Here is a 24,319-nt window from a genome sequence, read left to right on the forward strand (position 1 = left end):
GCGGCCGGGAACAACGGGCCCGGGCACGTGGTTTGATGAAGCGTGGCCGGTGTGCAGGTGTCCCCGGGCCTCACCTAATTTGCCTTCGCGGACTACCGTTCGGCTGGAGCCGCGTTGTGCCTTTCGCCGAGAGGCGACCCGGCACCGGCACCACACGTGCGGGACCCCGGCAGGATCCTCCTGCCGGGGTCCCGGCGTGTTCGGGGCCTCTGTCAGCCGTCGGGCCGCCCGTGGGGCGCGGAACTGTCGGTGGCGGGTGCCACGATGCGCTCATGCCCGAACCGAATCTCGAGTCGATCTCCTCCTACTGGGACGCGGCGGCGGACACCTTCGACGACGAAGCCGACCACGGGCTTCGCGACCTCCGGGTCCGCGCCGCCTGGGCGGGACGGCTGCGCTCCTGGATGCCGCGGCCCCCGTCCGACGTCCTCGATCTGGGCTGCGGCACCGGCTCGCTGACGCTGCTGCTGGCCGAGCAGGGACACCGGCCCGTGGGGCTGGACCTCTCACCGAGGATGGCCGAGGCCGCCCGCCGCAAGCTCGCCTCGGCGGGCTTCGCGGCGACCGTCCTCGTCGGGGACGCGAGCGCCCCTCCCGCCGCAGGCGCCTCCTTCGACGTGATCGTGGCCCGGCATCTGATGTGGACCCTGCCCGCGCCGGAACGCGCGCTCCGCACCTGGATGGGCCTGCTGCGCCCGCACGGGCGGCTGGTCCTGATCGAGGGCAACTGGCAGGCCTCCGACGACGGCCCGCCGTACGTCGCCGGAGCCCAGGCGCTGCCGTGGCTCGGCGGAGTGAGCGCGGGGCCGCTCCTGGACGTGCTCCGGCCGTACGCCGCGAGCGTGCGGGCGGAGCCCCTGACCGATCCCGTGCTGTGGGGCAAGACGATCCACGACGAGCGCTACGCCGTCATCGCCCGCCGCTGACCGGGGAGTGGAAAACTCGCAACACCAGAAACGTAAACGTGCCGGAAATTGCCGAACGCATCGGAGCAGACAGGGCGAGGCAAAACGCGGGCCGGTCATCCCGCTGTTCAATGGCACGGATGCCCATCAGGTCATACGGAGTCCCGCCGGTAACGGCCCGGGAGGGGTCAATTCACCTGGACGGGCTCCGGCTGAGGTGCCAAGGATTGAGATGCAACCCGATCGCTGATCGGAGAGGAGTATCTCTATGCACGGCACTCGATTCTCGTTACTGCTGGGTCCGGCAGTCCTTACCGCTGTATCGCTCTGGCCGGCCATCGCCTCGGCCTCCACCGTCCACCCGTCCGGCCATCTGGCCGCCGCCGCGCTGAGCGTGCCGCGGGCCGAGGAGCCGGGCACCGTCGGCGAGGAGTCGGAGGAGGCGGCGCAGCAGAGCGTACGCGCGTACGAAGAGAGCGGGTACGGGCGGGAGAGCGAAAGCGCCCTGGAAAGCGGTTCGAGCAGTTCGAGCGGTTCATCCGAGGAGTCAGAGGAATCCGGCCAGTCGGCGAGCAATCTCGCCCTCCACTCACGGCCCTCGCTGTCCTCGCTGCGGGAGTCCTCGCTGAGTGAGTCGTCACTGAGTGAGTCGTCCCTCAGCAGCCCGTCGCTCAGGAGTTCCTCGATGCGCGAGGCCTCCTACAGCCGTCCGCTCAGCTACAGCCGGACGATCACCTACCAGCGGCCGGTCACCCAGATGCGCATGGTTACCGAGAGCCGCCCGGTCACCTACACGCGTCAGGTCACCTTCCAGCGTCCGGTGTCCGAGACGCACATGGTCACCCGGATGCGCCCGGTCACCGAGACGCGCCAGGTCAGCTTCCAGCGGCCGATCAAGCAGACACGGTTCGTCACCGAGAGCCGCCCGGTCACGCAGTACGTGTCCTACCAGCGGCCGATCAAGCAGACGCGGTACGTCACCGAGAGCCGCCCGGTCACCCGGTACGTCAGCTACCAGCGGCCGGTCGTGCACTACGTCACCGAGAAGAAGGCGATAACCGAGCAGCAGACCTACCAGCGTCCGATCAGCGAGACACGGTACGTCACCGAGAGCCGCCCGGTGACCAGGCAGGTCAGCTTCCAGCGTCCGATCACCGAGACGCGGTTCGTCACCGAGAGCCGCCCGGTCAGCTACACCCGGATGGTGCCGGAGACGCACCCGGTGACCACCACGCACATGGTCAGCGAGAGCCGTCCGGTCAGCTACACGCGGATGCAGACCTTCCAGCGCCCGGTCGCGGAGACGCGCTACGTCACCGAGAGCCGGCAGATCGCGTCGCACAGCTCGTCCAGTGACGACTGCGACCCGTGAGTGAGAGCTGAACCCGGCGCGTCACCGGCCGGGTGAACGAAGGGCACGGGCCATGCCGCCCGTGCCCTTCCACGTTGTCCATACAGCCCGCTGTGCCACCTTCGTACGGGCTCGCCTGTCAGCCGCCGTCGCCCGGGAAGCCGCACTTACCGGTCCAGTCCGAGCCCGACCGGGCGAGGTCGTCTCTCACGCACACCTCGTCGACGACGTTGGACACCCCGGGCAGCCGGCTCGCCGCCCGCGCCACGGCCGCATGATCGGCGCCGGAGACGAGTTTCAGGCGGAAGGACTCCGGCATGTCCTCGACCGTGACCACCTTCAGCAGCCTGGGGTTCGTCTCGCTTCTGCGGAAGTTCTCGAACGCCTTCCGCCGGTCCTCGAACGTCACGATCTTCACGTCGTGGCGGGCCCGGAGAGCTCGGCTGATGTTCTCCCGCTCCCAGGCGGTGACCGCGCCGCCCCTGCAGCGCTCGTAGGGGGAGTGATCCTTACAGAGGTAGACCGAGATGTCGACCATGTCGGACGAGGCCGCACCGCCGCTCAGCGACGTCACGGCGAGGTCGGCCTCCCGAGGGTTCGGAGACGGCTCCGCGAACCGCGCCACGCCCACGATCGTGCCGGCCACCGCGAGGGCCGCGGCGGCGATCGCGAGGCCGCGCGGCCGGGTGCGGCGTGGCGTGGGCAGCGCGTGGTCGAGGCCGTCGTCCGGCACCGTACGCGCGCGGGCCGCTATGGCGTCACGGAGCCGATCCTCGATGGTGCTCATGCTACCTCCTCGCCTTCGGCTCGGAGTTCGGTCGCGCCGGAGGCGCGCGACTCAGCACCTCGCCAGGCGCTGTGTTCCCTGATTCGCTCGCTACGCTCGCTCATTCGTCCTCTCCCAGTTCGCGAAGGAGTCTGGCAAGTGCCCTTGCGGTCGTGGATCTGACGGTGCTCTGTCCGATGCGCATGACCTGGGCGATCTCGGGCTCGGCCAGGTCGAGGTAGTAGCGCAGGACGAGCGCCTCCCGCTGCCGTCGGGGCAGCCGCGCCAGCGCCAGCAGCACCTCCCTGCGCGACTCCCCGAGGAGTGCGGCGGTCTCCGCCGAGTCGGCCAGGTCGGAGCTCCGCTGCGTACGGCGCAGCATGACCGCTCGGCGGCGCAGCACCGAACGGGAGCCGTTCAGCACGCAGGTTCGGAGATAGGCGAGCGTGACGCACGACGTCCGCCGGCCGTGCAGCCGGGCGAACACGTCCTGCACCACGTCCTCGGCCGTCTCCAGATCGCCCACGAGCAGCACCGCGAGCCGCACCAGGCTGACCCGGTGCTCGCGGTACAGGACGACCAGATCGGCCTCGGGAGGCGGTGCCGGTGGCGCGGGCGCCATCAACCGCAGGGATTCAAGGTCCATGCACAGTGAACGCCCGGCCCCCCGCATCCGCTGCTTCCAGATGGACGAGGCCCTCTCCGCTCGAACGAAAAGGTGTCATGCCGCCTGCCGGCTCAGGCCTCGCTGGCATGGGCCGCCAGGATGCGCCAGCCGTGCTCCTCGGTGTGCGCCCACGTGCGCGTGTAGCGCAACCGGCCGCCGAAGGGCACGCCCGCGAACTCGCCCTCCAGCGTGCCGAGGAAGCAGGTCACCCCGGTCGTCCCCGAGACCAGGACGGTGAGGTCCTCCTGGACGACCTTCGTCATGACCTGGGTGCGCGAGCGGTGGTTGTGCAGGTCGAGCTCCTTGGCCTCGGGGTACAGCCGCCCGTCGGGAGGCCCGGTGAAGACGAGCCGCTCGTCGAGCAGCCGGTCGAGCTCCTCCACGTCACCGTTGAGCTGGGCGTTCTGCAACCGCCGCTCGGCCTCGTACAACTCGTCCAGAAGGGTACGGCCCGCCATGACTGTCCTTTCCGCCGGGAGCGTTCGTCGACCGGTGCCGACGGTAGTCCCGGCGGGGCCGCATACTCCATACCGCAGCCCACCTCCCTGGCTGCCCGGTCTCCCCCTCCCGGTCGTCCAGCACCGGCGGAGCCGCACGCAAGCCCTGATCATGGCGATACTGCTCCACGGTGGTTTTCGTTAGTTTCGTTTCGAGGTACAGTCCAGGTACGGATGCGTGTGGTGACGGAGGACTCGGATGGGCGAGACGTCGTTGGCCGCTGCGGATGCCAGGACATTCCTGCCGGAGGAGGACCCTCAGACGCAAGCTGCCATAGTCGACCTGGTTGCGGAGCTGCACAAGAGAGGGCGCGCCGTCGCCGAGCGCCCAGCCCTGCTGACAGGCCCAGACAATTCGCCTCAGCTGCCTTTGCCGTTGCCGGTCTACGAGGCTCTTCTCCAGGTGGCAGAGGCGCTCTCGCGGGGCTTGGCCGTCACTGTCGCACCGCAGCACATGACGATGTCAACCTACGAGGCCGCCGAGCTGCTGGGGATTTCCCGGCCTACTCTCGTCAAGCTTCTTGAGACCGGCGAAATCCCCTACCAGCGTGCGACCGATCGGCCGGGAGCACACCGGCGGGTGAAACTCCAAGACGTCCTGGCGTACAAAGAGAAGCGACGCGGTGAGCGGCACCGGCTGCTGGACGAACTGACGGCAGAGTCCGTGGGCATGGGCATGTACGACAAGCCCGCCAACGAATTCTGAGCGGCCTATGCTGGCCTGGTGCCATTCTCTGCCGTACTGGACGCCTGCGTGCTGTACCCGAACGCGCTGCGTGACACACTGCTGAGGATTGCAGAGACCGGCATGTACCAGCCCTTATGGAGCGGACGCATACTGGCGGAGGTTCGAGGCGCTTTGCTCCGAAATGGGATTGCCGCACGCAACGTGGACCGCACCTTGTCGTTTGTCCAGTCCGCCTTCCCTGAGGCATTTGTGGAGGGTTGGGAGCCGCTGGAGGATGCGATGGGCAATCATGTCAAGGACCGGCATGTTCTCGCCGCGGCAGTTCGCGGACACGCCGACGTGATCGTCACTTCGAATCTTCGCGATTTTCCCAGCACTACATGCGATCAGTGGGATATCGAAGTCCAGCACCCGGACACGTTTCTGTTGTACGAACTGGAGTTGGCTCCCGATGCCATCGTGCGTGTCCTGCGCGAGCAGGCCGCGGCGACCGGCAAGCCACCTCATCGGTCGATGACACTTGGGGACGTGCTTGCATCGCTCGAGAACTGTGGAGCTCCCGTTTTCGCTTCAGCGGTCCGCTCGTTGCTGTGACCGTCATCAGCCCATGCCGTCATCCTCCGGCGCGACCCCGACCTGCTCCGCCCGGGCGCCCGGAACAGGACAGGCGACGCACTCCGGCGTCGAGCCTCCGAGCGGTCAGCGCGTGGTGTCGCCGACGATCCGGCCGTCCCGGACGCGGATGATCCGATCGCAGTGCGCGGCCACCCCGTCGTCGTGGGTGGCGACCAGCAGGGTCAGCCCCTGCTCGGCGACCAGGCGATCGACCAGCTCCATCATCTCCCGGCCGGTGGCCGAGTCGAGGTTGCCCGTGGGCTCGTCGGCCAGGATCAGCCGGGGGTCGCCGATCAGCGCACGCGCGACCGCGACCCGCTGCTGCTGCCCGCCGGACAGCTGCGACGGCACGGCGTGCGCGCGGTCCAGCAGGCCCACGGCGGCGAGCAGCCGCCGGGCCCGTTCCGTACGGTCGAAGTCCACCCGGCGGGGCAGCACCGGGGCGAGGACGTTGTCCAGGACGGTGAGCGCGGGCAGCAGGTGGAACCGCTGGAAGACGAAGCCGACGCTGCGGCGGTAGACCGACAGCTCACGGCGGCCGAGCGCGGTCACCTCCCGATCCCCGACCGTGATCGTGCCGCCGTCCACTCGCTCCATGCCGCCGATCAGGTGGAGCAGGGTGGACTTGCCGGAGCCCGAAGCACCCACCACGGCGACCCGCTGCCCCGCCGGGACATGCAGCGACACGTCGTCGGCGGCGACGATCCGGCCGTCTCCCTGACCGAACCCCTTGGTCAGTCCTCTGATCGTCACCTCGACACCGCGCCGGGTGCCGGTCGTACGCGCCTCCATCTTCACCTCTCCTCAATCCTCCGCCAGCACGGCGGCGAGCGGCAGGCGGCGCATAAGCTGCGCGGGGACGGCGGCGGCCAGCACCGCGAACGCGGTTCCGGCCGCGGCGACCGGAAGCGTGGCACTCACGGTCGCCCAGGTGAGGCCGCCCAGGAACGCGGCCAGCACGCCGAGGCCGAGACCCGCCCCGAGCACCGCGCCGGTCAGCCCGAGCAGCGCGCCCTCGGTGACGATCAGGCGGCCGAGCTCCCCGTCGGACCACCCGCACGCGCGCAGCGCGGCCAGCTCGCCGCTGCGTTCCCGGACGCTCAGGTAGAGAGCGTCCGCGATGGCGAACACGCCGAGCGCCACCGTGGTGACGGCGGCGGCCAGATCGACCCCGCGCACCTGGAGCGAGACGGCGTCGCCCAGCAGCGTGCCCTGGGCCTCGCCGTGGAACCGCCAGGTGATCACCAGCAGGGTGGACACCGCCGCCACTCCGGCCGCGAGCGCCAGCACGCCGACCAGGCTGCGGGTCGGGACCCGGACCAGGTTGCCCACCGCCATGCCGTACACCGTCCGGGCCCGGCGTGCCCGCGCGCGGGTGACCACGGGGGGACGGATCGCCGCCATCGGGTGCGCCCGCCCGGCGCGCAGCGCGGGCGCCAACCCGCCGAGCAGGGCGATCCCGCAGGCGACCGGTACGGCCAGCAGCGCGTGTCCGGGGCTCACCTCGATGCCGGTGGCGGCGGCCAGCGGCAGGGACACGGCGGCGCCCAGGATCCCGGCGACCAGGCCGACCAGCACCACCTCGCCCAGCACCAGCGCGGCCAGCCGCCCGGCCGGCCAGCCCAGACAGCCGAGGACGGCCAGCTCGCGCCGCCGCACCCGGACCGACGCGGCCACCGCGTTGCCCAGGAACAGCACGCACACCACGAGGATGAGGCCGAACAGCAGCGCGCTCTTCTGGTCGACGGCCCTGGTGAGCGCGACCGCCACGCCCTTGGTCGTCCAGTTCTCCAGCAGCCGCAGCTCGGGGCGGCCGAACAGGCCGGCGGGCAGCTCGACCGGGCGCGGGGCCGGAGAGGAGCCGATGGTGATGTCCACCTCGAGCCCGGTCGTGGTGGCGATCTTCTCGGCGACCACGCGGATCCGTTCCTGGGACAGATCGTCCAGCCCGGTGACCCCGGCGACCCGCACCCGGATCGCGGAGACCGGCGCCTCCTGCGCCGGGTCGTCGCCGCGGATGAGCAAGGGCAGCGCGGTCAGCGTCGTCAGGAGCTGGGGCGGGGTGGCCAGGTAGCCGCCGGGGTTGCCGTTGGGCAGCAGCGGGCGGTTCCCCAGCGCCGCCCGCGCGGCCTGGTCCGCGCCGGTCGCGCTCGCCGGCTGGTACGTCTCCAGCGGCACCGCGGACAACGCGGAGAACCCGGCCAGCCCGGCCGGGTCGAACCTGCCCACCACCTGCGGGAACGCGTATTCGGACACGCCACCGGGGCCGGCCAGTTCGCGTTTGGCCAACGGCCGGAGCGCCCGGTCGTACGCGAACAACGGGGCCGAGGTCTCCACGAGGGAGTTCTCCTGCCGCCACACCTCGTCGAGGTCGACGGTGACGGGATCCGGCCTCAGTACACCCTCTCCGCCCCCATAGCGCGGACGGCCGGACTGGATGACGCGGTCCACGTGGAGCCACGTGTCACCGGGGTCGATGATCGGGCGCTCGCCGACCTGCCGGTAGACGCTCTCCGCGTCGACGCGCACGGTCGACATGCGACGGGCCGGCGCCGCCCGTAGCCGTTTCCACAGCTCGTCGCCGCGCAGGCTCGCGATCTCCGGCGGCCGGTCCAGCCGGGAGACTCCGGCGGTCAGCTGCTCGTCGATGTGCGCGCCGGACGAGAGCAGCATCGGAACACTGGCGAACCGCGTCCACCTGGCCGGCGTCGGCCCGTCGGTCGCGCGCAGGTAACGCCCGGTGACCACGGCGCGATCCAGCCCGACCAGTTCCGCCTCCTGCACGGGATCGACGGCCGCCAGCAACAGCGGCACGGGCCAGCTGACGGGGAGCGTCAGGCGCGGCAGCCGTACCTGCCTGGGAATGATCCCACCGCCCGCGTCACCGAGCTGGGTGCGGAAACCGCCGTCCGGCAGCATCTGGTAGACGTCCACGCGGGACCGGTCCGCCGCCGTGAGGTAGGTGCGTCCGGGCTCCCGCTTGCGCGCGGTGGGACAGATCGGCTGGATCCGTCCATCCGGGAGGACTTCGGCCGCCGGATAGCCGGACGACATCCCCGGGCGGTCACACACCGCGTCGTCCACCCGCGCCTTGCGGCCCTCGAAGCGGTAGCCGGCGAACTCCACGAAGTTCGCCTTGTTCGTGGTGAACCGCGGCCAGAGCACGGGGTTGCGGGTCACGTACACGTACCTGTCGCCCGGGTCGTCGATCGCCGACAGCCCCCGGTCGCTGGTCCAGGTCCTGTCCACCTTGAGCAACTGCCGTCGCGCCCCTCGGTCGAGCTGCTCGGTGAGGTCGATCCCGGCGGTCGCCGTCACGTCGACGTACCCCACCATCGCCACCGGAGCGGCCACGTCGACGCCGGGCAGCGCGAGTATCCGCCGCCACTGGTCGAGCGTGATGCCGCCGAACTGGCCGGACAGGAAGTTCGGGCGCACCTGCCCGTGCGTGAGCTCCCGCGCGTCCCGGCTCCCCCTGGGCCGCACCAGCACGTCGTACGTGCTCCGGTAGTTGTCGTCCACGGTCCCGGTAACGCGCAGGCGTGAGGTCTCCACCGAGCCCGTGAGCAGGGTGAACCCGCTCGTGGCCAGCAGCACGCCGAGCAGCATCGTCATCGAGCGCACCGACTGGCGGCGTAACTGGCCGATCATCAGCCTCAGCATGAATCACCATCAGACGGTCACATTCGCCGGATTACAACCCCCAGCAGACGCTCTTCTGCGACGTACCCGTAGAGGCGGGAGTCCCGGCTCACCGCCGGGTTGTCCCCGAGCACCACCAGCCGGCCGGTGGGGACGGACGCGGTCCCTCCGGCCAGCACGGGCACGCGCGTCTCGGGGACGGGGTCTCCGGGAACGGCTATCGCCCGTTTCACCACCAGCACCGTGAGGGGACCGTCGTCCTCCTCCGCCCAGGCGGGCACCGGCACGGGAGGCTCGTCGATGACGTCGGTGAAGACGACCAGGTCGTCGGGGCGGACCGCCGTCACACCGCGTCGCCGCACCAGCACCCGGTCACCGTCCTGGAGCGTGGGCAGCATGCTGATGCCCCGTACGGTCACCACGACGAAGGCCCGGCGCATCCCCAAAGTCACCGCCGCCAGCGCGAGGGCCGCCATCGCCGGAACGGTGAACAGCAGCGACAACCGCTCTCCCCCTCCTGTGCCGCCGGACCCGACAGCCGCACCGGGTCCGGCTCGGTCACCCGGTCACGCGCCGCCCGTCAGCAGCCGGCGTGCGCGTAGTACCTGCAGCTGCCGCAGTAGTAGAGGTAGATGTCGCCCCCGACGCACTTGCAGTAGCCCCCCCACCCGCAGGCGCGGGCTTCGGCACGCGGGACCACCTTGTCGACCATCCTGTCGGCGACCCGTCTGATCAGCGCTCTCATGACCACTTCCTTTCACCGGACGTGATTGACGCCGATCGTAAAGAGCGGGGATTCATTGGAGATACACGCTCCGTACACGCGTCGGGGCCCAGCGCCTCATGGATCGACGAAGTCGATCGCAGGACCTCCGGCCATCCACGCAACCACGCCGCTCCTGGCAGGCGGCCCAGTCCACATCGTAATGAGCGCCTCCGGACCTGGCCGGGGGCGCTGCCGGACCGCCGGCGCTGTGTTCCTGGTGGAACCCGGAACCAGGCTGAACCCCAGTGAATGTCGTACTGGGTCAGTAGGCTGTGCGTCCCGTATAGCGCCGTGCCGTCTTCCCAGGAGAACCTCGTGCGACTGTTAGCCTCCGCTGCCATTCTCGGCCTCATCGCGACTGGTCTGACCGCCGTGCCGGCCCAAGCCTCCGCTGCCAAAGTGGCGTACGGCTGGGCCTGGCCGGACGGGAAGGGAAAACTCCGTATCACGCCGCGCGCAGCCAAGCCGGTCACGATGCATTACGGAATCAGGAGTTTCCGGCTGAAGCCCCTGGCCGGAGCCAAAGAGATTCGGCTCGACTACTCCTCGGCCTCCTTCTATCGGACAACGGTCACATGCGACGCCAAGGACAACGCAGGCAAATACGCCGTAAGCGCCAAGGGTCTCGGCACAACCGCATGTGCTCCCCGCGACCTCGCTTTCGTTTTCACGCTCGGGCCCACGCTGGTCCGCATCGTCTATGACGGCACCAGAGCCACCACGATCCACCAGTTCTGGGCCGGTGTCGCGACCGAGAGGGGCAAGGTCGCCTTTGGCACCCTTCGGTACCTCGGAGACGGAACTCCGGGCCCCAGCATCAGCGGCATCGTGAGTTTCACCCCGGAGGGCGGTCAGCCGATGAAACTCGGGTACGACTGGATGGCTGGATTCACTCGAATCACTGAGGCATGTAACGCCGACTGGCTCACCGGTGGTGATTCGCGCAACGCGGACGAGGAGGGCGTAGGCTCAATCGCCTGCAACGCCCGTCAGATGACCGCGGTTCTCAAGCGCCTGAAGCGCCCCGTTTTCGCCAAAATTCACTACTCCCCTTTGGCGGGAAGCATGAACCAGCTATGGGAAGTCAGCCTCGAAGCCCGACGGCCCAGTGGAAACTGACATATCGCCCGCTGAGCCCCCGAGCGCCGGCAGCTCCGTGACCGCAACGTCCACCAGGGTCAGCTCGGGTAACGGTCTGATTCTGTGTGTGGTGAAGGAGTTCAAGGAAACACGTCTCGCTCGGTCTGTCATGGACCGCATCTTCAAGAAGTGATCGGGAACGGTAGTCACGCAGATAGACACGCAAAGGCCCTCCCGGGTGGACCGGGAGGGCCTTTGTGGTGGAGCCGCCTAAGGGAATCGAACCCTTGACCCCTTCATTACGAGTGAAGTGCTCTGGCCGACTGAGCTAAGGCGGCACGCCGCGTACGGCTTCGCACAGTCTACAGGGTCGGCCGGGCTCTCGTGCACCGGTCGCCCGTCCGGTGTGCCGTGTCCACAGGAGCTGCCGCCGTGCTGCGGAGACGGGGCGACTCGTACGGTGAGCGGAGAAGATCGGCTGGGCCGGGTAAATTCTCTCTCGCCACCTCGGGGTCGTCCCTTTACCGGGAAACGGGACAAGCCCGGCGCAGGTGTCACAGGAGGAGCGCTCCGCCTCTCTTGGCCAGGTCATCCGGCCGGCGGACGCCGCATGACATTCTCCGGAACCGGTCGCGTCCGGTGGCCGCTCCTCCTGGCAGGCGGCATGCTGGTCCTCGTCACGCAGACGACGGCAGGGGAACGACGAGCATGCGACTGGCCGGCCAGACCGCCAAGGTCACACGTAGGACGAAGCGGCGAAGCGATGGCCCGGGCCGGCGCCTGGCGGCCGCGGCGGTGATCGCCCTGCTGCCGATCAGCGCCTGCTCCGCCCGCACCCCGGCCACGTCCCAGCAGCCCAGTGTGACCAAGGCGGTCCCGGCGATGCGGACGCCCGCGTCGGAGCTGCGCGCCTTCTACGAGCAGCGGCCCGACTGGAGCGACTGCGGCGACGGCTTCCAGTGCGCCAGGATCCAGGTGCCTCTCGACTACACCAAGCCCTCCGGCGAGCGCATCGAGATCAGCGCGATCCGCCTCCCGGCCAGTGGTAAGCGGGCCGGCTCGCTGCTCATCAACCCCGGCGGGCCGGGGGGTTCGGGCATCCAGTACGCGCGGGCCGCCAAGTCCGTGGTCAGCGAGCGGGTGCGCCAGCAGTACGACGTCGTCGGCTTCGACCCGCGCGGCGTCGGCGAGTCGACTCCCGTCCACTGCATGACCGGCGCCCAGCTCGACAAGTACGTCGGCATGGACTCCAGCCCGGACACCCCGGCGGAGGTCACCGAGCTGGACAACGCGTCCAAGCAGTTCGCGGAGCGGTGCGAGGCCCAGTCGGCCCGCCTGCTGCCGCACGTGGGCACGGCCGACGCGGCCAGGGACATCGACGTCCTGCGCGGCGTCCTGGGCGACGCCGGGCTCACCTACCTGGGCAAGTCGTACGGCACCTATCTCGGCGCGATGTACGCCGAGCTGTTCCCCAAGAACGTGCGGGCGCTGGTGCTCGACGGCGCGGTGGACCCCGCCATGTCGGCCATCAAGTCCAACGAGGTGCAGGCCAAGGGCTTCGAGGTGGCGCTGAAGGCGTTCGCCGAAGACTGTTTCCTCGACGGCGCCTGCCCCTTCACCAGCCGTACGGTGGACGGCGCGATGAGGGAGATCAGCGACCTGCTGGCGAGGGCCGACCGGCAGCCGCTGAAGAACGATCTCGGCGACGGCCGGGTCGTCAACGAGGCGTGGACGGTGCTCGGCATCGCCACCCCGCTCTACGAGCGCACGGCGTGGCCCCAGCTTCGGCAGGCCCTGGGCCAGGCCATGACCCACGGCAACGGCACGTCCCTGCTGCGGATGGCCGACCTGCTGGTCGACCGCCGGTCCGACGGGACCTACTCGAACCAGACCGAGGCCAACATGGCCGTCAACTGCGTGGACCACCGCTATCCCACGTCGCTCGACGCGTACGGCAAGGCAGCCGACGCGGCCGGGAAGATGGCCCCGCACTTCGGGCCGTTCGTGATGTGGGGGTCGCTGCCCTGCGCGTACTGGCCCGCGAAGTCGGCCGAGGCCGACAAGCCGATCAAGGGGGAGGGCGCGCCGCCCATCCTCGTCGTCGGCACGCTGCGCGACCCCGCCACGCCGTACGAGTGGGCGCAGGGGCTCGCGAAGGAGCTGACCTCGGGCGTGCTGCTGGGCTACGACGGCGACGGCCACACGGCCTACCGCAGCGGCTCCACCTGCGTGGACACCGCGGTCGACGACTACCTGCTCACGCTGCGCGCGCCCAAGAACGGCACGGTCTGCCCGAAGGCGACCTGAGCTGAGCGGTTCACGAGCGGGCCGGTACGCGACGCGTGCCGGCCCGCTCGACGACCGTCGCCCCGGTCTCGGACTCCAGCGCGGGGGCGTACCCCGCGGCCCGCAACCGCGCGAGGGTCTCCTCCTCATCGGCGGCGCTGATCAGCACGGTAGGCGCGATCTTGCGCAGGCCCAGCGCGCGCAGCGCCTGCGCGCGGGCGAGTTCCTCGATCAGCGCCTCGTCGTCCGCGCGGAGGCAGCACCCGGACCGCACCACCCGGACCCGGCCGTGCACGCGGGCCGTGTCCTTGACCAGGTATTCGAGCGTCTGCGGCAGCGGCCCCTCCGCGGCCCCGGCCAGGCGCGCGAGCAGGTCGCCGGCCTCATAGCCCTGGTCGAACGCGCGGCGCACGGTCGCCGCGCTCAGCCGCCAGACCACCGCGTGCCCTTCCGACTCGCGCTCGGCCACGTCGTCCAGCAGTTCGGCGAGGGACGAGTCGGGCATCCCGGGGACCACCGCCGTCAGGTCGGCCTGGAACCGGGCGGTGGCCCGGGCGGGCGGCAACATGGCCGACAGGGCCGCCGTCAGTGCGGCCTCCGGTGACCGCCACGCCTCACCGCTGACCAGCAGGTCCCGTACGGCGTGCCCGACGACCGTGAGGGCTCCCCCGGCGGCCACGCCGAGCAGGCCGGCCTCACGCAGGATGGCGCCCGCCTGCTCGGCGCCGAGACGCGCGGCCGAGACATGATGGGGACGATGCCAGGCGGCGCGGAGCATCAGGTAGTGGAGACTGTCGGCCGGAAGGCTCTTCCCGGGCGGCACGGCGGCGAGGGCTTCGAGCAGGGCGTATCTGAGGCTGGCCGCGTGCGGGTCGGTGGGCTCGGTGAGGGCGACGGGCGTCCCGGCCTCCGCGGGCCAGTAGGTGTAGGTCGCGGCCAGGGTCGCCCAGGTCCCGATGATCCTGGCCAGCCGCTCGACGGGCGGCCGCTTGAGCCAGGTGTCGTACTCGGTGGTCGGCAGCAGGTTCACCACCGGTTCGGGCAGCTTGCCGCGATGCCCCTTCGGGCGCACCACCGGCTCGGCGTGCAGGCCGAGCAGTTCCGCCTGGGTGGCCAGGTCGATCCAGAACCTCGCGATGTCCTCGGTCACGCCGACGGCCTTGGCGAGGCGCTTGGTGTCCCGCACCGCCAGCCCGCCGGCCTTGCGCAGGGTGGGCGGCCGGCTGACACACGCCGCGAGCAGGCGTTCGATCTGGGAGAGCGCGGAGGTGGCGGCCGCCTGCGCGGTCCCCTCCGCTCCCTCCGAGCCGGGCAGGTCGTCCGGCGGCGGCGAGGGTTCGGGGGTGAACGGCACGCGCGGCCCGCCGAGGACCGCCGTGGCCACCTCGAACGGCACCTCGGCCACGTCGGGCGGCCCCGCCGGGAGCAGCAGGCCGTGCGTCACCAGCCAGTCGGTGCCCGGGTCGCCGGAACCTCCGGGACGGACGACGTACCTGATGTTGTGCTCGTAGCCGTAGCCGCTGTGGAACTGGTAGGCGTGGGTGCGCAGCCGTGATCCGTGCCCGACGAGGCGCAGCAGCCAGTCCCGTACGGACGCGGGGGCGCCCGCGACCAGGGCCCGCACCCGCTCGGGATCGCCCAGCAGGCCGAGCACGTTCCGTTCCGCGACCTCCCGCACGCGGGCCTTCGGGAACCCCAGGGCGTCGGCGATCGCGTGAACCTCGGGGGCGTTGAAGTGCGCGGCGAAGAGGTCGGCGGCCGGACGCCCGAGCCCCGTCTCGCCGGCGAGGTCCATGTGGACGGTGCCGGGCACGATCACCTGGTCGCCGTGCGGCGGGAGCACCAGCGCCACGCCCGCCAGTTGGTCCAGGACGGCGTCGGCGGCCCTGCGCCGGTCGAGGTCGGGCCCGGCGAGCAGGTCGAGCACGTCGGCGCGGGGCACGGCGCGGCCGGCCGGATCGTTCCCCTCCAGGTGATAAGCCAGCGGCCCGTGCCGCCGCGCCGCCAGCCAGGCGACCGCCGAGAGCGCCTGACGCTGGGGCAGCGTGCAGGAACTCACGAGCGGCACCACCGCCTGCCGCCGGAGCAGCAGCCGGGCCAGGTCCTGTGGCGGGATGTCCTCGTCGACGACGAACCCCACCCGGGCGAGCAGCAGCCGCCGCTCGTCGGGCGACCTGGTCCTCAACCACGTGGTCAGATGCCGGGGCGTGCTCACGACGGCACCCTACCCGCGCTCCACCACCCGCCGGGCCTTCGCCGGATGTCCTCAGCCCGCGTGCTGCGCGGCCCAGGCGCAGATGGCGCCCAGCGGTTCGCGCAGCGTACGGCCGAGGCCGGTCAGCGCGTACTCGACGTGCTGGGGCGCGGTGTCCTTGACGACCCGGCGTTCGACCATCCCGTCCGCCTCCATGCCGCGCAGCGTCTCGGTCAGCACCTTCTGGGTGATGCCCGGCAGCCGGCGGCGCAACTGGCCGTGCCGCTGGGGCCCGGCCAGCAGCGCGTAGATCACCAGCACCCGCCACTTCGCCGCGAACCGCTCCAGTGCCTGCCGCGTCGCGCAGGACTCCTCCAGCACGTCGGGGATCACCGGGTCCATCTCGCCTCCCTGCTCTGTGGGATGGGCACCGCGAAGTGCCTTCTGGCGCCGTGGCCCAGGCACGCCTAGCCTCACGCTCACCGCGAGATCACACACTAGGACGGGGACGCGGACATGAGCGATCTCAAGAATCATCCATATAGGGCGGCCGAGCGGGGCCTGCCCGACGCGCCGATGACCGCCGTACGGACCGAACGAGTCACGTTCTCCGCGGGCGGTGTCGACCTCGCCGGGGATCTCCGGCTGCCGGATCTTCCCCTGCCCGCGCCCGCCGTCGCGCTCACCGGCCCGTTCACGGGAGTGAAGGAGCAGGTCACCGGGCTGTACGCGGACCGTCTCGCGCGGGCGGGCCTGGTCACCCTGGCCTTCGACCACCGGGGGTTCGGCGAGAGCGGCGGGCGGCGGGGCCACGAGGACAGCGGGGGTAAACTCGCCGACCTCCGCGCCGCGGTGAGCCTGCTCGGCGGCCGGGCGGAGGTCGCCCCGGGCCGGATCGGGCTCGTCGGCGTGTGTCTCGGCGGCGGATACGCGGTGCGGGCCGCCGCCTCCGATCCCCGGGTGCGGGCCGTGGCCGGGATCGCCGGCGCGTACAACAGCCCGGCCTGGTTCGCCGAGCGCATGGGCCTCGACGCCTACAGGGGCGCGCTCGGGAGCTTCCTCGACCGGTACGACGAACGCCTGCCCGCGGTGACGCCCGGCGACGGCGAGGCCGCCATGTCCGGCGCCGAGCCGTACGCCTACTACGGCACCTCCCGCTCGGCGTCGCCGCACTGGGTGAACGAGGTGACCCGGGGGTCGCTCCACTCGCTGATGACCTTCGACGCGCTCGGGGCCGCCCCGCTTCTCGCCGCGACGCCGCTGCTCGTCGTGCACGGCCGCACCGACGCCTACTGCGCGCCGGAACTGGCGGCCGAACTCGCCGGCCGGAGCCCGGGCGAGAAGGAGGTGGTCTGGCTGGACTGCCGCGAGCACATCGACCTCTACGACGTAGAGCCCTACGTCACCCAGGCCGCCGGCGCGACGGCCGCCTTCCTGCACGACCACCTCTGACCGGGTTCATTCGGGGTCGCCGGCGGTGGTCGTCGTCGTCCGCTCCTCGCCGTACGCCGCGTCGTGGGCCTTGCGGGGGGCGCACACGCTGGCCCGGGAGCAGGAGCAGCGGCGGCCGCCATCGTTGAGGCGGACGACGACCGAGTCGGAGGGCACGTTGTGCCCGACCACCGTGCCGGGACCCTCGGGGGTGTCCACGGTGAGACCGGATCGGGGCGTCGAGGCCCGGAACTCCTGGTAGAGCGGGTGCTCGTACTTGAGGCAGCACATCAGCCGGCCGCAGGCGCCGGCGATCCTGAGCGGGTTGACCGGCAGGTCCTGGTCCTTGGCCATGCGGACGGAGACCGGCTCGAAGTCCTTGAGGAACGTCGCGCAGCACAGGTCACGGCCGCAGGGCCCGATGCCGCCCTGGATCCTGGCCTCGTCGCGCGGGCCGATCTGCCGCAGCTCGACCCGCGCCCGCAGGTTGCGGGCGAGGTCGCGCACGAGCGCGCGGAAGTCCACCCGGTGGGGGGCGGAGAAGTAGACGGTGTAGACGTTCTCGGCGTCCAGGTAGTCGACGCCGATCACCTTCATCGGCAGCTCGTGCCGCTTGATCAGGCGTTTGGAGACGCTGCGGGCCTCCGCCCGGCGGCGGCGGTTGACCTCGTCCCTGGCCAGGTGCTCGTCGCCCGCGACGCCCTCGCACACGGGCAGTCCCTCGACGTCCTCGCTCACGTACTGCGGCGCCCACACGCACTCGGCGACCTCCGGGCCGGAGTCCGTCGGCACCAGGACCTTGTCACCCACCTTCGGCGAGTGAGCACCGGGATCGAGGTAGTAGAGCCGTCCGTAGCGTGTGAAGCTCACGGCCATCATCATGCCCAAAGAGCCGGCCCTCCTCGGTTGTTTACGGCAGTCTCGCGCCGAGCGCCCGGAACCACCATACGTCCCGTCCGGGACCGGCAATCATCCCCTGTGGACAACTCCGGGTGAGCGGAGGGCGAGGGTCATGGCCTCGACCGCGATCTGCGGGTGGACGTTGGCCGCGAGCCGCTCCCGGCACTTCATGATCGCGTCCGTACGGCGGAGCGTGTCCTCGGGCGAGGACGCCCGCGCGACGGTCTCCACCTCGTGCCTGCGATCCTCGTTGGCGAGTTCCACCGAGGCGCCGAACTGCACGGCCAGCACGTCGCGGTAGAACGCCATCAGTTCGAGCAGCGCGAAGTCGAGCGAGTCGCGCTTGATACGGGTCGCGCGTGACTTCTGCATGGTCTCGAGTTCCTTGATCGCCCCCGCGCCACCCCGCACCAGGCCCTTGTTGAGCCCCTTGCCGGTGGATCCCTCGCCGTAGACCCTGCGCAACTCGGCGGTCTCGACCTCGTTCAGCGCGGTCGTGGCGGCGTCGGCGTCCTCGGTGGAGGTCTTCACCAGGCGCTCGGCGGCGGTGATGCACTCCGCCACGCCCGTCAGCGAGCGGGGGATCGACAGCACCTCGGCGCGGCGGCGCCGCGTCTCCTCGTCCAGGGCGAGGCGGCGGGCCCGGCCGATGTCCCCCTGCGCCGCCCGCGCGGCGTCGAGCGCCACGTCGTGGGGCACCCCGTCACGGGTCGCCAGCACGTTCGCCACGGCCTCGGTGGAGGGCGTGCCGAGCGTCACGACCCGGCAGCGCGACCGGATCGTGATGATCATGTCGTCCGCGGACGGCGCGCACAGCAGCCACACCGTCCGCGGCGGCGGCTCCTCGATCGCCTTGAGCAGCGCGTTGGCCGCCTGCTCCGTGACCCGGTCGGCGTCCTCGAACAGCACGACCCGCCAGCGGCCGAGCGTGGGCGCCCCCGCCGACTTGAGCACGAGCTCCCGCGTCTGCCGCACGCCGTACGACAGGCCCTCGGGCCGTACGAAGGTGACGTCCGGGTGCGAGCCGACCTCGACCTGATGGCAGGCGTCGCAGTGGCCGCAGCCCTGCTCGGGGCAGAGCAGCGCGGCGGCGAAGGCTTTGGCGGCCGTGGACCGCCCGGAGCCGGGCGGGCCGGTGAACAGCCAGGCGTGGGTCATGCCCGCGCCGCGACCCCCGGCGACGGCCTCGGCGGCGGCGGAGGCCGCCCGCCGCAGCACGCCGATCGCCCGGTCCTGCCCGATCAGATCCCCGTAGACGGTCATTCGCTATCCGAAGTCGCGGATGGCGGGCATCGTGCCGGTGGCCTCCTCGGCCTCGTACGGCACCGGATCGGGCAGGATGTCCCGCACCCGGTCCTGGATCAGGAGCGTCACCTCGCGCTGCTCCAGCGTGCCGTCCACCAGGAGATACCGGTCGGGGTCGGCGGCGGCCAGCGCGCGGAACTCCCGGCGCACCCGCTCGTGGAACTCCAGCGGCTCGGCCTCGATGCGGTCGGCCGGCGAGGCCATCCGCCGCAGCCCGACCGACGGCGGCACGTCGATGAGCACGGTGAGGTCGGGGACGAGCCCGCCCGTCGCCCACTTGTTGATCTTCGCGACGTCCTCCGGGTCGAGCGACCGCCCCGCGCCCTGGTAGGCCAGCGACGAGTCCACGTACCTGTCGGTGATCACGGTCGAACCCCGCCGCAGCGCGGGCACGATCACCTTCTCCACGTGCTCGGCCCGGTCGGCGGCGTACAGCATCGCCTCGGCGCGGGCGGAGAGTCCCTGGTGGGCGGCGTCGAGCAGGATCGCCCGCAGCCGCATGCCGACCTTGGTCGAGCCCGGCTCGCGGGTCTGCACGACGTCGAAACCCTGGTCGCGCAGCCAGATGGCGAGCAGTCGCGACTGGGTCGTCTTGCCCGAGCCCTCGCCGCCCTCGAACGCGATGAACAGCCCGCGCGCGGGCTCGGCCTCGTCGGGGACGAACCGCCGTCCCCGCAGGGCGGCCAGCAGGTCGGCCCCGATCGGCACGCCCGGCCGGTCGTCCATGTGGCGCAGCGCCAGCACGCCCACGGCCACCGCCAGCAGCGCGCCGAGGAGCAGCACGAGGTTGGCCCCGTCGAAGCGGTAGGTCAGCTCGGAGATCCGCAGGTAGTGCCGGCCGAAGAGCGCGGCCAGCGCCGAGGCCACCGCGACGACCAGGAGCAGCACTACCCGGCCCAGTGACTGCAGGAAGGCGAACGTACGGCCGCGCAGCCCGTCCTCGACCTCCAGGCCGATCGTGGTGTAACCGATGATCCAGGCGATGCCGGCGCAGGCGCCCAGCACCACCGTCAGCACCACGACGACGACCAGGTTCTGGATGAGCGCGATCGCGGCCAGCGTCACGCCCGCGCACAGGATCGACAGCCCGAACATCCGCCGCCGCGACAGGCCGCCCAGCAGCCGGGGGCCGAAGAACATGCCGAACGCCATGCCGAGGAAGACGGCGCAGAACACCGTGCCGTAGCCCGCGTCGCCGCCCCCCATCACCTGCACGTACGCCTTGGCGACGCCGATGACCGCGCCCCCGGCGGCGAACGCGCCGAGCATGCCGATGATCAGCCCCCGCACCACCCGGTTGCCGCCGACGTACCGCCAGCCCTCGGTGATCTGCCTGAGCACCGACGGCGCGGCCACGTGGCCCACGTGGTCCTTCGGGATGGCCCGCAGCGTGAAGATCATTACGGCGGAGGCGAGGTAGGCCAGCGCGTTGAGATAGAGCGCCACGCTGGTCGCCGCGACCGTGAACGCCGGTACGGCCGCCGAGATCGTGGTGATGACTCCCGACAGCACCGCGAACAGGGCCGCGGCGACGGGAGCGGTGCCGTACGTCACGAGGAGGTTGAGCTGGTTCGCCTCCTCCAGTCGCTCCTTGGGCACCAGGTTGGGCACGGTCGCGTCCTTGGCCGGCACCCAGAACAGGTTCACGCACTCGACCAGGAGCGTCGCGACGAGCAGCCACCGGTAGCCGCCGACCAGCGGGATCGACAGCACCACCGCGAACCTGAGGACGTCGGCGACGACCATCGTCAGCCTGCGGTCGAACCGGTCGGCCACCGCTCCCGCGAGCGGGCCGAGCAGGATCGCGGGCAGCATCTTGGCGACGAAGACGCCGCCGATGGCGAGACTCTGCGTCTGGAAGCCGGACGACGCGGTGAGGTTACCGGCGAGGGCGGTCAGCGCGATGATGTTGAGCCAGTCGCCGAGGCTGCACGTCGCCATGGCCGTCCAGAGCCTGCGGAACGGCGCGTTCGCCAGCACGTGCGGCTGCTTGCGTCGCGCGGCGGCCCGGGCAGGGGTGCTCATGATGTCAGCGTATCCAGGGTGCTCGCTGGGCTGGGAGACGGAGCGGACCGCTCGGGCCTGCTCGTCGCCTGAGGGTATTACGTCCGCCTCGTCCTCGCTCTCATGATGGCGGCAATGCTCTGCGCCGATTCCCGCCGCGAGCCCGGCGAGGCGGCTCAGGAGGCCTGCGCGGCTCAGGGGACGGGTGTGAGGGCGGGATCGATGGGGGACGGCTCAGGCTCGCAGCTCGATGAGGGTGATCTCGGGCGGGGCGCCCACACGGACGGGCGGGCCCCAGAAGCCGGCGCCCCGGGTGACGTAGACCTGGGTGTCGCCGCCGCCCGCGCGCGGCACGCTCGCGAGCCCCGCCACCACGGGCTGCTGCAACGTCACGAGCAGGTTGAACGGCGCCATCTGGCCGCCGTGGGTGTGCCCCGAGAGCTGGAGATCGACGCCGTGCGCGGCGGCCTGCGCCACCTGGACGGGCTGGTGGGCGAGGAGCACGACGGGCCGGTTCGCGTCGCGGCCACCGAGCGCCTTGTCCAAGTCCGGGCCGTCGCCGGAAGGCACGCCGCCCAGGTCGTTGACGCCCGCGAGGTCGAGCACGGCTCCCCCGTGCGTGATCTCGACCCGCTCGTTGCGCAGCGGCCGGACGCCGAGCGAGCGCAGCTCCTCGATCCACTCCTGGGGGCCCTCGGCCGTGTAGTACTCATGGTTGCCGGTCACGAAGTACGCCCCGTAGCGGGATTCCAGCGACCTGAGCGGCGTGGCGAGACGGCCGAGCTCGGCCACCGTGCCGTCGACCAGGTCGCCCACGATCGTCACCACGTCGGCCCGCAGGCCGTTGATCATGCGGACGATCCGCTCGGTGTGGCCCCGGCCGGTGAGCGGGCCGAGGTGGATGTCGCTGACGGCCGCGATACGCAGCCCGCTCATCCGCGGATCGAGCCGCGGCAGGCGGACCGGCACCCGCTCGATCACGGGATCGCCGAGAGCCCGGGTCACGCCGTAGCCCACGGTCGCGAGCGCTCCCGCCGCCACGACCGCGGAGGCCGTACGCGAGACGAACAGCCGCCGGTCCATCGCCGGTGCGCCCGCGCCGGGTCCTTCCCCGGCCGGCCCGCCCGCGGAAGCCGAGCCCCGAGCGGCGGTGCCGGCGGAGGCGATCTCGGACGCCGCGGAACCCGACGCTGCTGAACTCGAGGCGGCCGGCCCGGAGACAGCGGAGTGCGAAACGGCGGGGGACTCCCCCGCCGCCGTCCGGGCGAGCACCGACGCGTCCACCGGAACGGCATCCATCGGAACCGCGTCCACGGCGCCGGTTCCCGGACCACCGTCCGGGCCGTCCTGCGCGCCGGTCGCCGGGCCGTCCTGCGCGCGGTCCTCCGGGGGCGTGCCCGCGGCGGTGCGGCGGCCCCTCGCCAGGGCGAACGCCGCGATCGCCCTGGGCACCTCCGCGACCAGGCCGAACACGAACAGGTAGAACATCAGAGCCAGCCACAGGTAGCCGGGCCAGGCGACGACGCGCACGACCTCCACGCCGGAGATCCGGCTCCCGGCCATGGTCACCACCATCAGGGCGGCCAGGACCACGAGCGTCCACGTCAGCACCCGGCGGAGGCGCGAACCCGGCGTGGTCGACGCCCGGACCAGCCGCCGCCACAGATAGACGTGCACGACGACCACCGCCGTCAGGATCATGACCAGGAACCCCACGAGAACTCTCCTCGACCGGCTGACGATCAGGGGCCGGCTGACGACGATGCTACGAGGAGCCACCGACAGCCTCGTCCCGGGAGCCGCGGCGAGGACGATCACCGGGCGATCACCGGCGGGCCCGTCCGGTGAAAGTTTCACCTCCGAGTCGGCCCGATGCCGTACCACCATCGGCGATCTTTGCCGCTGACCAGGAGCGAGCGGACGATCGCGGCAGAAGCGTCCCTCAGACGCGGCCCCGGCGACTCCCCCGGGTGCCGACACCCACCGAACGACAACGAGGTGACACATGAGAAGTCCCCGCTACCTGGCCTGGCTGGCCGCAGGGGCGGCGGTCGCCGCGGCGATCGCGCTCTCCGGCGCGCCCGCCGGAGCGATGGCCGCCACGCCCACCCCGAGCCCGAGGCCGTCCGCGGCCCCGTCGCCGAGCGCCGAACCCGGCGCGCCGACGACCCCGCCCAACGTGCAGCTGTGCCCGCCGCCGGTGCCTGCCGGCACCACCCAGGGGTACGTCGGCCTGTGCTGGAGCGCGTCCACCGACGACGTCGGCGTCACCGGTTACGAGGTCTACCGGCTCACGGCCAACGGCTTCGTCAGGGCGACGACCACCACCGGCACCACCGTCGTGATGGGCGGGCTGGCCTACGGTCAGGTCTACACCTTCTACATCGTGGCCAAGGACGCCGACGGCCACACGAGCCCGCCGACGGCGCTGATCAACACGCGGGCCGTGACCGGCATGGTGGTCAGCCCGAGCCCGGTCCCCGGAGACACCACCCCACCCAGCAAGCCGTCCGGGCTGTACGACAGCTGCGTGTACGACTGGCCCGGCACGGCGTTCTGCTGGACGGCCTCGACCGACGACGTCGGCGTGGCCGGCTACGCCGTCTACCGGCTGACCTCCACCGGCTGGCTGGCGGTCGGAACCCGGAGCTCCACCTACTTCATGGAGGGCAACCTGACGACGTACAACAAGTACACCTACATCGTCGTCGCCATCGACACGTCCAGCAACGTCAGCGTGCCGTCCGACCCGATCACCACCACGGCCCTGCCGGGGTTCCCCACGCCGACCCCCTCTCCGAGCCCCTCGGTGAGCCCCCCTGGAAGCCCTTCCCCGAGCCCCTCCCCGACGCCGAAATCCTGCAAGGTCGCCTACACCCAGACGACCTGGGGCACGGGCCTCACCGCCAGCGTGTCGATCACGAACACGGGCAGCACGCCGATCTCGGGCTGGACGCTGCGGTTCGCCTTCCCGTCGGCGGGTGAGCGGATCACCCAGGGCTGGTCGGCCGACTGGAGCCAGGGGACGGACAACGCCGTCGCCGCCTCCAACCTGGCCTGGAACTCCACCATTGCTCCCGGCGCGTCCGTGAGCATCGGTTTCAACGCCTCCCACACCGGCGTCTCCGACCCGCCGGGCAGCTTCTCGCTCAACGGCGCGCCCTGCGCCAAGGCCTGACCCAGTCCCGGGGACCCCGGTGGCGGACAGGCCGCCGCCGGGGT

The 24,319-nt window shown here is 71.4% G+C and carries 21 protein-coding genes and 1 tRNA gene; 8 read left to right on the forward strand and 14 right to left on the reverse strand.

The window, feature by feature from the left end; genetic code table 11:
- The first annotated feature begins 272 nt into the window (after positions 1 to 272).
- Complete coding sequence (locus OG344_RS07310; RefSeq protein WP_405087536.1) at positions 273 to 926, forward strand: class I SAM-dependent methyltransferase; 654 nt, start codon at positions 273 to 275, stop codon at positions 924 to 926.
- A 247-nt stretch (positions 927 to 1,173) separates the two neighbouring features.
- Positions 1,174 to 2,277, forward strand: a complete 1,104-nt coding sequence (locus tag OG344_RS07315; RefSeq protein WP_405087537.1) for a hypothetical protein — start codon at positions 1,174 to 1,176, stop codon at positions 2,275 to 2,277.
- 118 nt (positions 2,278 to 2,395) lie between these two features.
- Here the strand turns inward: OG344_RS07315 and OG344_RS07320 are convergent, their stop codons facing one another.
- From OG344_RS07320 to OG344_RS07330, 3 genes are all read right to left on the reverse strand, one after another.
- Positions 2,396 to 3,043 carry a permease-like cell division protein FtsX gene (locus OG344_RS07320; RefSeq protein ID WP_405087538.1) on the reverse strand — a complete coding sequence of 216 codons (648 nt, stop codon included), beginning with the start codon at positions 3,041 to 3,043 and terminating at the stop codon, positions 2,396 to 2,398.
- A 100-nt stretch (positions 3,044 to 3,143) separates the two neighbouring features.
- Positions 3,144 to 3,668, reverse strand: a complete 525-nt coding sequence (locus OG344_RS07325) for a sigma-70 family RNA polymerase sigma factor (protein WP_405087539.1) — start codon at positions 3,666 to 3,668, stop codon at positions 3,144 to 3,146.
- A gap of 92 nt (positions 3,669 to 3,760) precedes the next feature.
- Entirely contained in the window at positions 3,761 to 4,147 is a 387-nt protein-coding gene (locus OG344_RS07330) for a nuclear transport factor 2 family protein (protein WP_405087540.1), read from the reverse strand.
- Positions 4,148 to 4,385: 238 nt separating this feature from the next.
- On the opposite strand from OG344_RS07330, the gene OG344_RS07335 reads away from it, so the two are divergent.
- Positions 4,386 to 4,892: an excisionase family DNA-binding protein gene (locus OG344_RS07335; protein ID WP_405087541.1), complete on the forward strand. Its 507-nt coding sequence runs from the start codon at positions 4,386 to 4,388 to the stop codon at positions 4,890 to 4,892.
- A gap of 18 nt (positions 4,893 to 4,910) precedes the next feature.
- Complete coding sequence (locus OG344_RS07340) at positions 4,911 to 5,468, forward strand: PIN domain-containing protein (RefSeq protein ID WP_405087542.1); 558 nt, start codon at positions 4,911 to 4,913, stop codon at positions 5,466 to 5,468.
- 105 nt (positions 5,469 to 5,573) lie between these two features.
- On the opposite strand, the gene OG344_RS07345 is transcribed toward OG344_RS07340, so the two are convergent.
- The 4 genes from OG344_RS07345 to OG344_RS07360 all read right to left on the reverse strand — a co-directional run bounded on the left by OG344_RS07345 (position 5,574) and on the right by OG344_RS07360 (position 9,876).
- Positions 5,574 to 6,281 (reverse strand): ABC transporter ATP-binding protein, encoded by a 708-nt coding sequence (locus OG344_RS07345; protein ID WP_327048540.1) that lies wholly within the window; start codon positions 6,279 to 6,281, stop codon positions 5,574 to 5,576.
- A 12-nt stretch (positions 6,282 to 6,293) separates the two neighbouring features.
- The gene (locus OG344_RS07350) at positions 6,294 to 9,140 is read right to left on the reverse strand and encodes an FtsX-like permease family protein (protein ID WP_405087543.1); all 2,847 of its coding nucleotides are present in this window, start codon (positions 9,138 to 9,140) and stop codon (positions 6,294 to 6,296) included.
- A 29-nt stretch (positions 9,141 to 9,169) separates the two neighbouring features.
- The gene (locus tag OG344_RS07355; protein WP_405087544.1) at positions 9,170 to 9,634 is read right to left on the reverse strand and encodes a S26 family signal peptidase; all 465 of its coding nucleotides are present in this window, start codon (positions 9,632 to 9,634) and stop codon (positions 9,170 to 9,172) included.
- Positions 9,635 to 9,711: 77 nt separating this feature from the next.
- Positions 9,712 to 9,876: a hypothetical protein gene (locus OG344_RS07360; protein WP_405087545.1), complete on the reverse strand. Its 165-nt coding sequence runs from the start codon at positions 9,874 to 9,876 to the stop codon at positions 9,712 to 9,714.
- A 336-nt stretch (positions 9,877 to 10,212) separates the two neighbouring features.
- Here OG344_RS07360 and OG344_RS07365 point away from each other — a divergent pair, with 336 nt between their 5' ends.
- Positions 10,213 to 11,016 carry a hypothetical protein gene (locus tag OG344_RS07365; protein ID WP_405087546.1) on the forward strand — a complete coding sequence of 268 codons (804 nt, stop codon included), beginning with the start codon at positions 10,213 to 10,215 and terminating at the stop codon, positions 11,014 to 11,016.
- Positions 11,017 to 11,238: 222 nt separating this feature from the next.
- Here the strand turns inward: OG344_RS07365 and OG344_RS07370 are convergent.
- A tRNA-Thr gene (locus tag OG344_RS07370) sits at positions 11,239 to 11,315 on the reverse strand.
- Between the two features lie 370 nt (positions 11,316 to 11,685).
- Here OG344_RS07370 and OG344_RS07375 point away from each other — a divergent pair.
- A complete protein-coding gene (locus OG344_RS07375) occupies positions 11,686 to 13,284 on the forward strand; it encodes an alpha/beta hydrolase (protein ID WP_405087547.1) in 1,599 nt (532 codons plus the stop codon).
- A 10-nt stretch (positions 13,285 to 13,294) separates the two neighbouring features.
- Here OG344_RS07375 and OG344_RS07380 read toward each other — a convergent pair whose 3' ends face one another.
- Both OG344_RS07380 and OG344_RS07385 read right to left on the reverse strand, forming a co-directional pair.
- Complete coding sequence (locus OG344_RS07380; protein WP_405087548.1) at positions 13,295 to 15,478, reverse strand: helicase-associated domain-containing protein; 2,184 nt, start codon at positions 15,476 to 15,478, stop codon at positions 13,295 to 13,297.
- Between the two features lie 51 nt (positions 15,479 to 15,529).
- Entirely contained in the window at positions 15,530 to 15,859 is a 330-nt protein-coding gene (locus OG344_RS07385) for a winged helix-turn-helix transcriptional regulator (RefSeq protein ID WP_405087549.1), read from the reverse strand.
- 114 nt (positions 15,860 to 15,973) lie between these two features.
- On the opposite strand from OG344_RS07385, the gene OG344_RS07390 reads away from it, so the two are divergent.
- Positions 15,974 to 16,909 carry an alpha/beta hydrolase gene (locus OG344_RS07390; protein WP_405087550.1) on the forward strand — a complete coding sequence of 312 codons (936 nt, stop codon included), beginning with the start codon at positions 15,974 to 15,976 and terminating at the stop codon, positions 16,907 to 16,909.
- Positions 16,910 to 16,915: 6 nt separating this feature from the next.
- Here the strand turns inward: OG344_RS07390 and OG344_RS07395 are convergent, their stop codons facing one another.
- From OG344_RS07395 to OG344_RS07410, 4 genes are all read right to left on the reverse strand, one after another.
- Positions 16,916 to 17,770, reverse strand: coding sequence for a stage 0 sporulation family protein (locus tag OG344_RS07395; RefSeq protein ID WP_405089055.1), 855 nt, complete (start codon positions 17,768 to 17,770; stop codon positions 16,916 to 16,918).
- 87 nt (positions 17,771 to 17,857) lie between these two features.
- Positions 17,858 to 19,051 (reverse strand): DNA polymerase III subunit delta', encoded by a 1,194-nt coding sequence (locus tag OG344_RS07400; protein ID WP_327048550.1) that lies wholly within the window; start codon positions 19,049 to 19,051, stop codon positions 17,858 to 17,860.
- 3 nt (positions 19,052 to 19,054) lie between these two features.
- The gene (tmk, locus tag OG344_RS07405) at positions 19,055 to 21,118 is read right to left on the reverse strand and encodes a dTMP kinase (RefSeq protein ID WP_405087551.1); all 2,064 of its coding nucleotides are present in this window, start codon (positions 21,116 to 21,118) and stop codon (positions 19,055 to 19,057) included.
- A gap of 213 nt (positions 21,119 to 21,331) precedes the next feature.
- Positions 21,332 to 22,813, reverse strand: a complete 1,482-nt coding sequence (locus tag OG344_RS07410; RefSeq protein ID WP_405087552.1) for a metallophosphoesterase — start codon at positions 22,811 to 22,813, stop codon at positions 21,332 to 21,334.
- Positions 22,814 to 23,102: 289 nt separating this feature from the next.
- On the opposite strand from OG344_RS07410, the gene OG344_RS07415 reads away from it, so the two are divergent.
- On the forward strand, positions 23,103 to 24,275 hold the full coding sequence (locus tag OG344_RS07415) for a cellulose binding domain-containing protein (RefSeq protein ID WP_405087553.1): 1,173 nt from the start codon (positions 23,103 to 23,105) through the stop codon (positions 24,273 to 24,275).
- The last annotated feature ends 44 nt before the right edge of the window (positions 24,276 to 24,319 follow it).

Source organism: Microbispora sp. NBC_01389 (genome assembly GCF_045040095.1).
In the GTDB taxonomy this organism is placed as follows: Bacteria; Actinomycetota; Actinomycetes; order Streptosporangiales; family Streptosporangiaceae; genus Microbispora.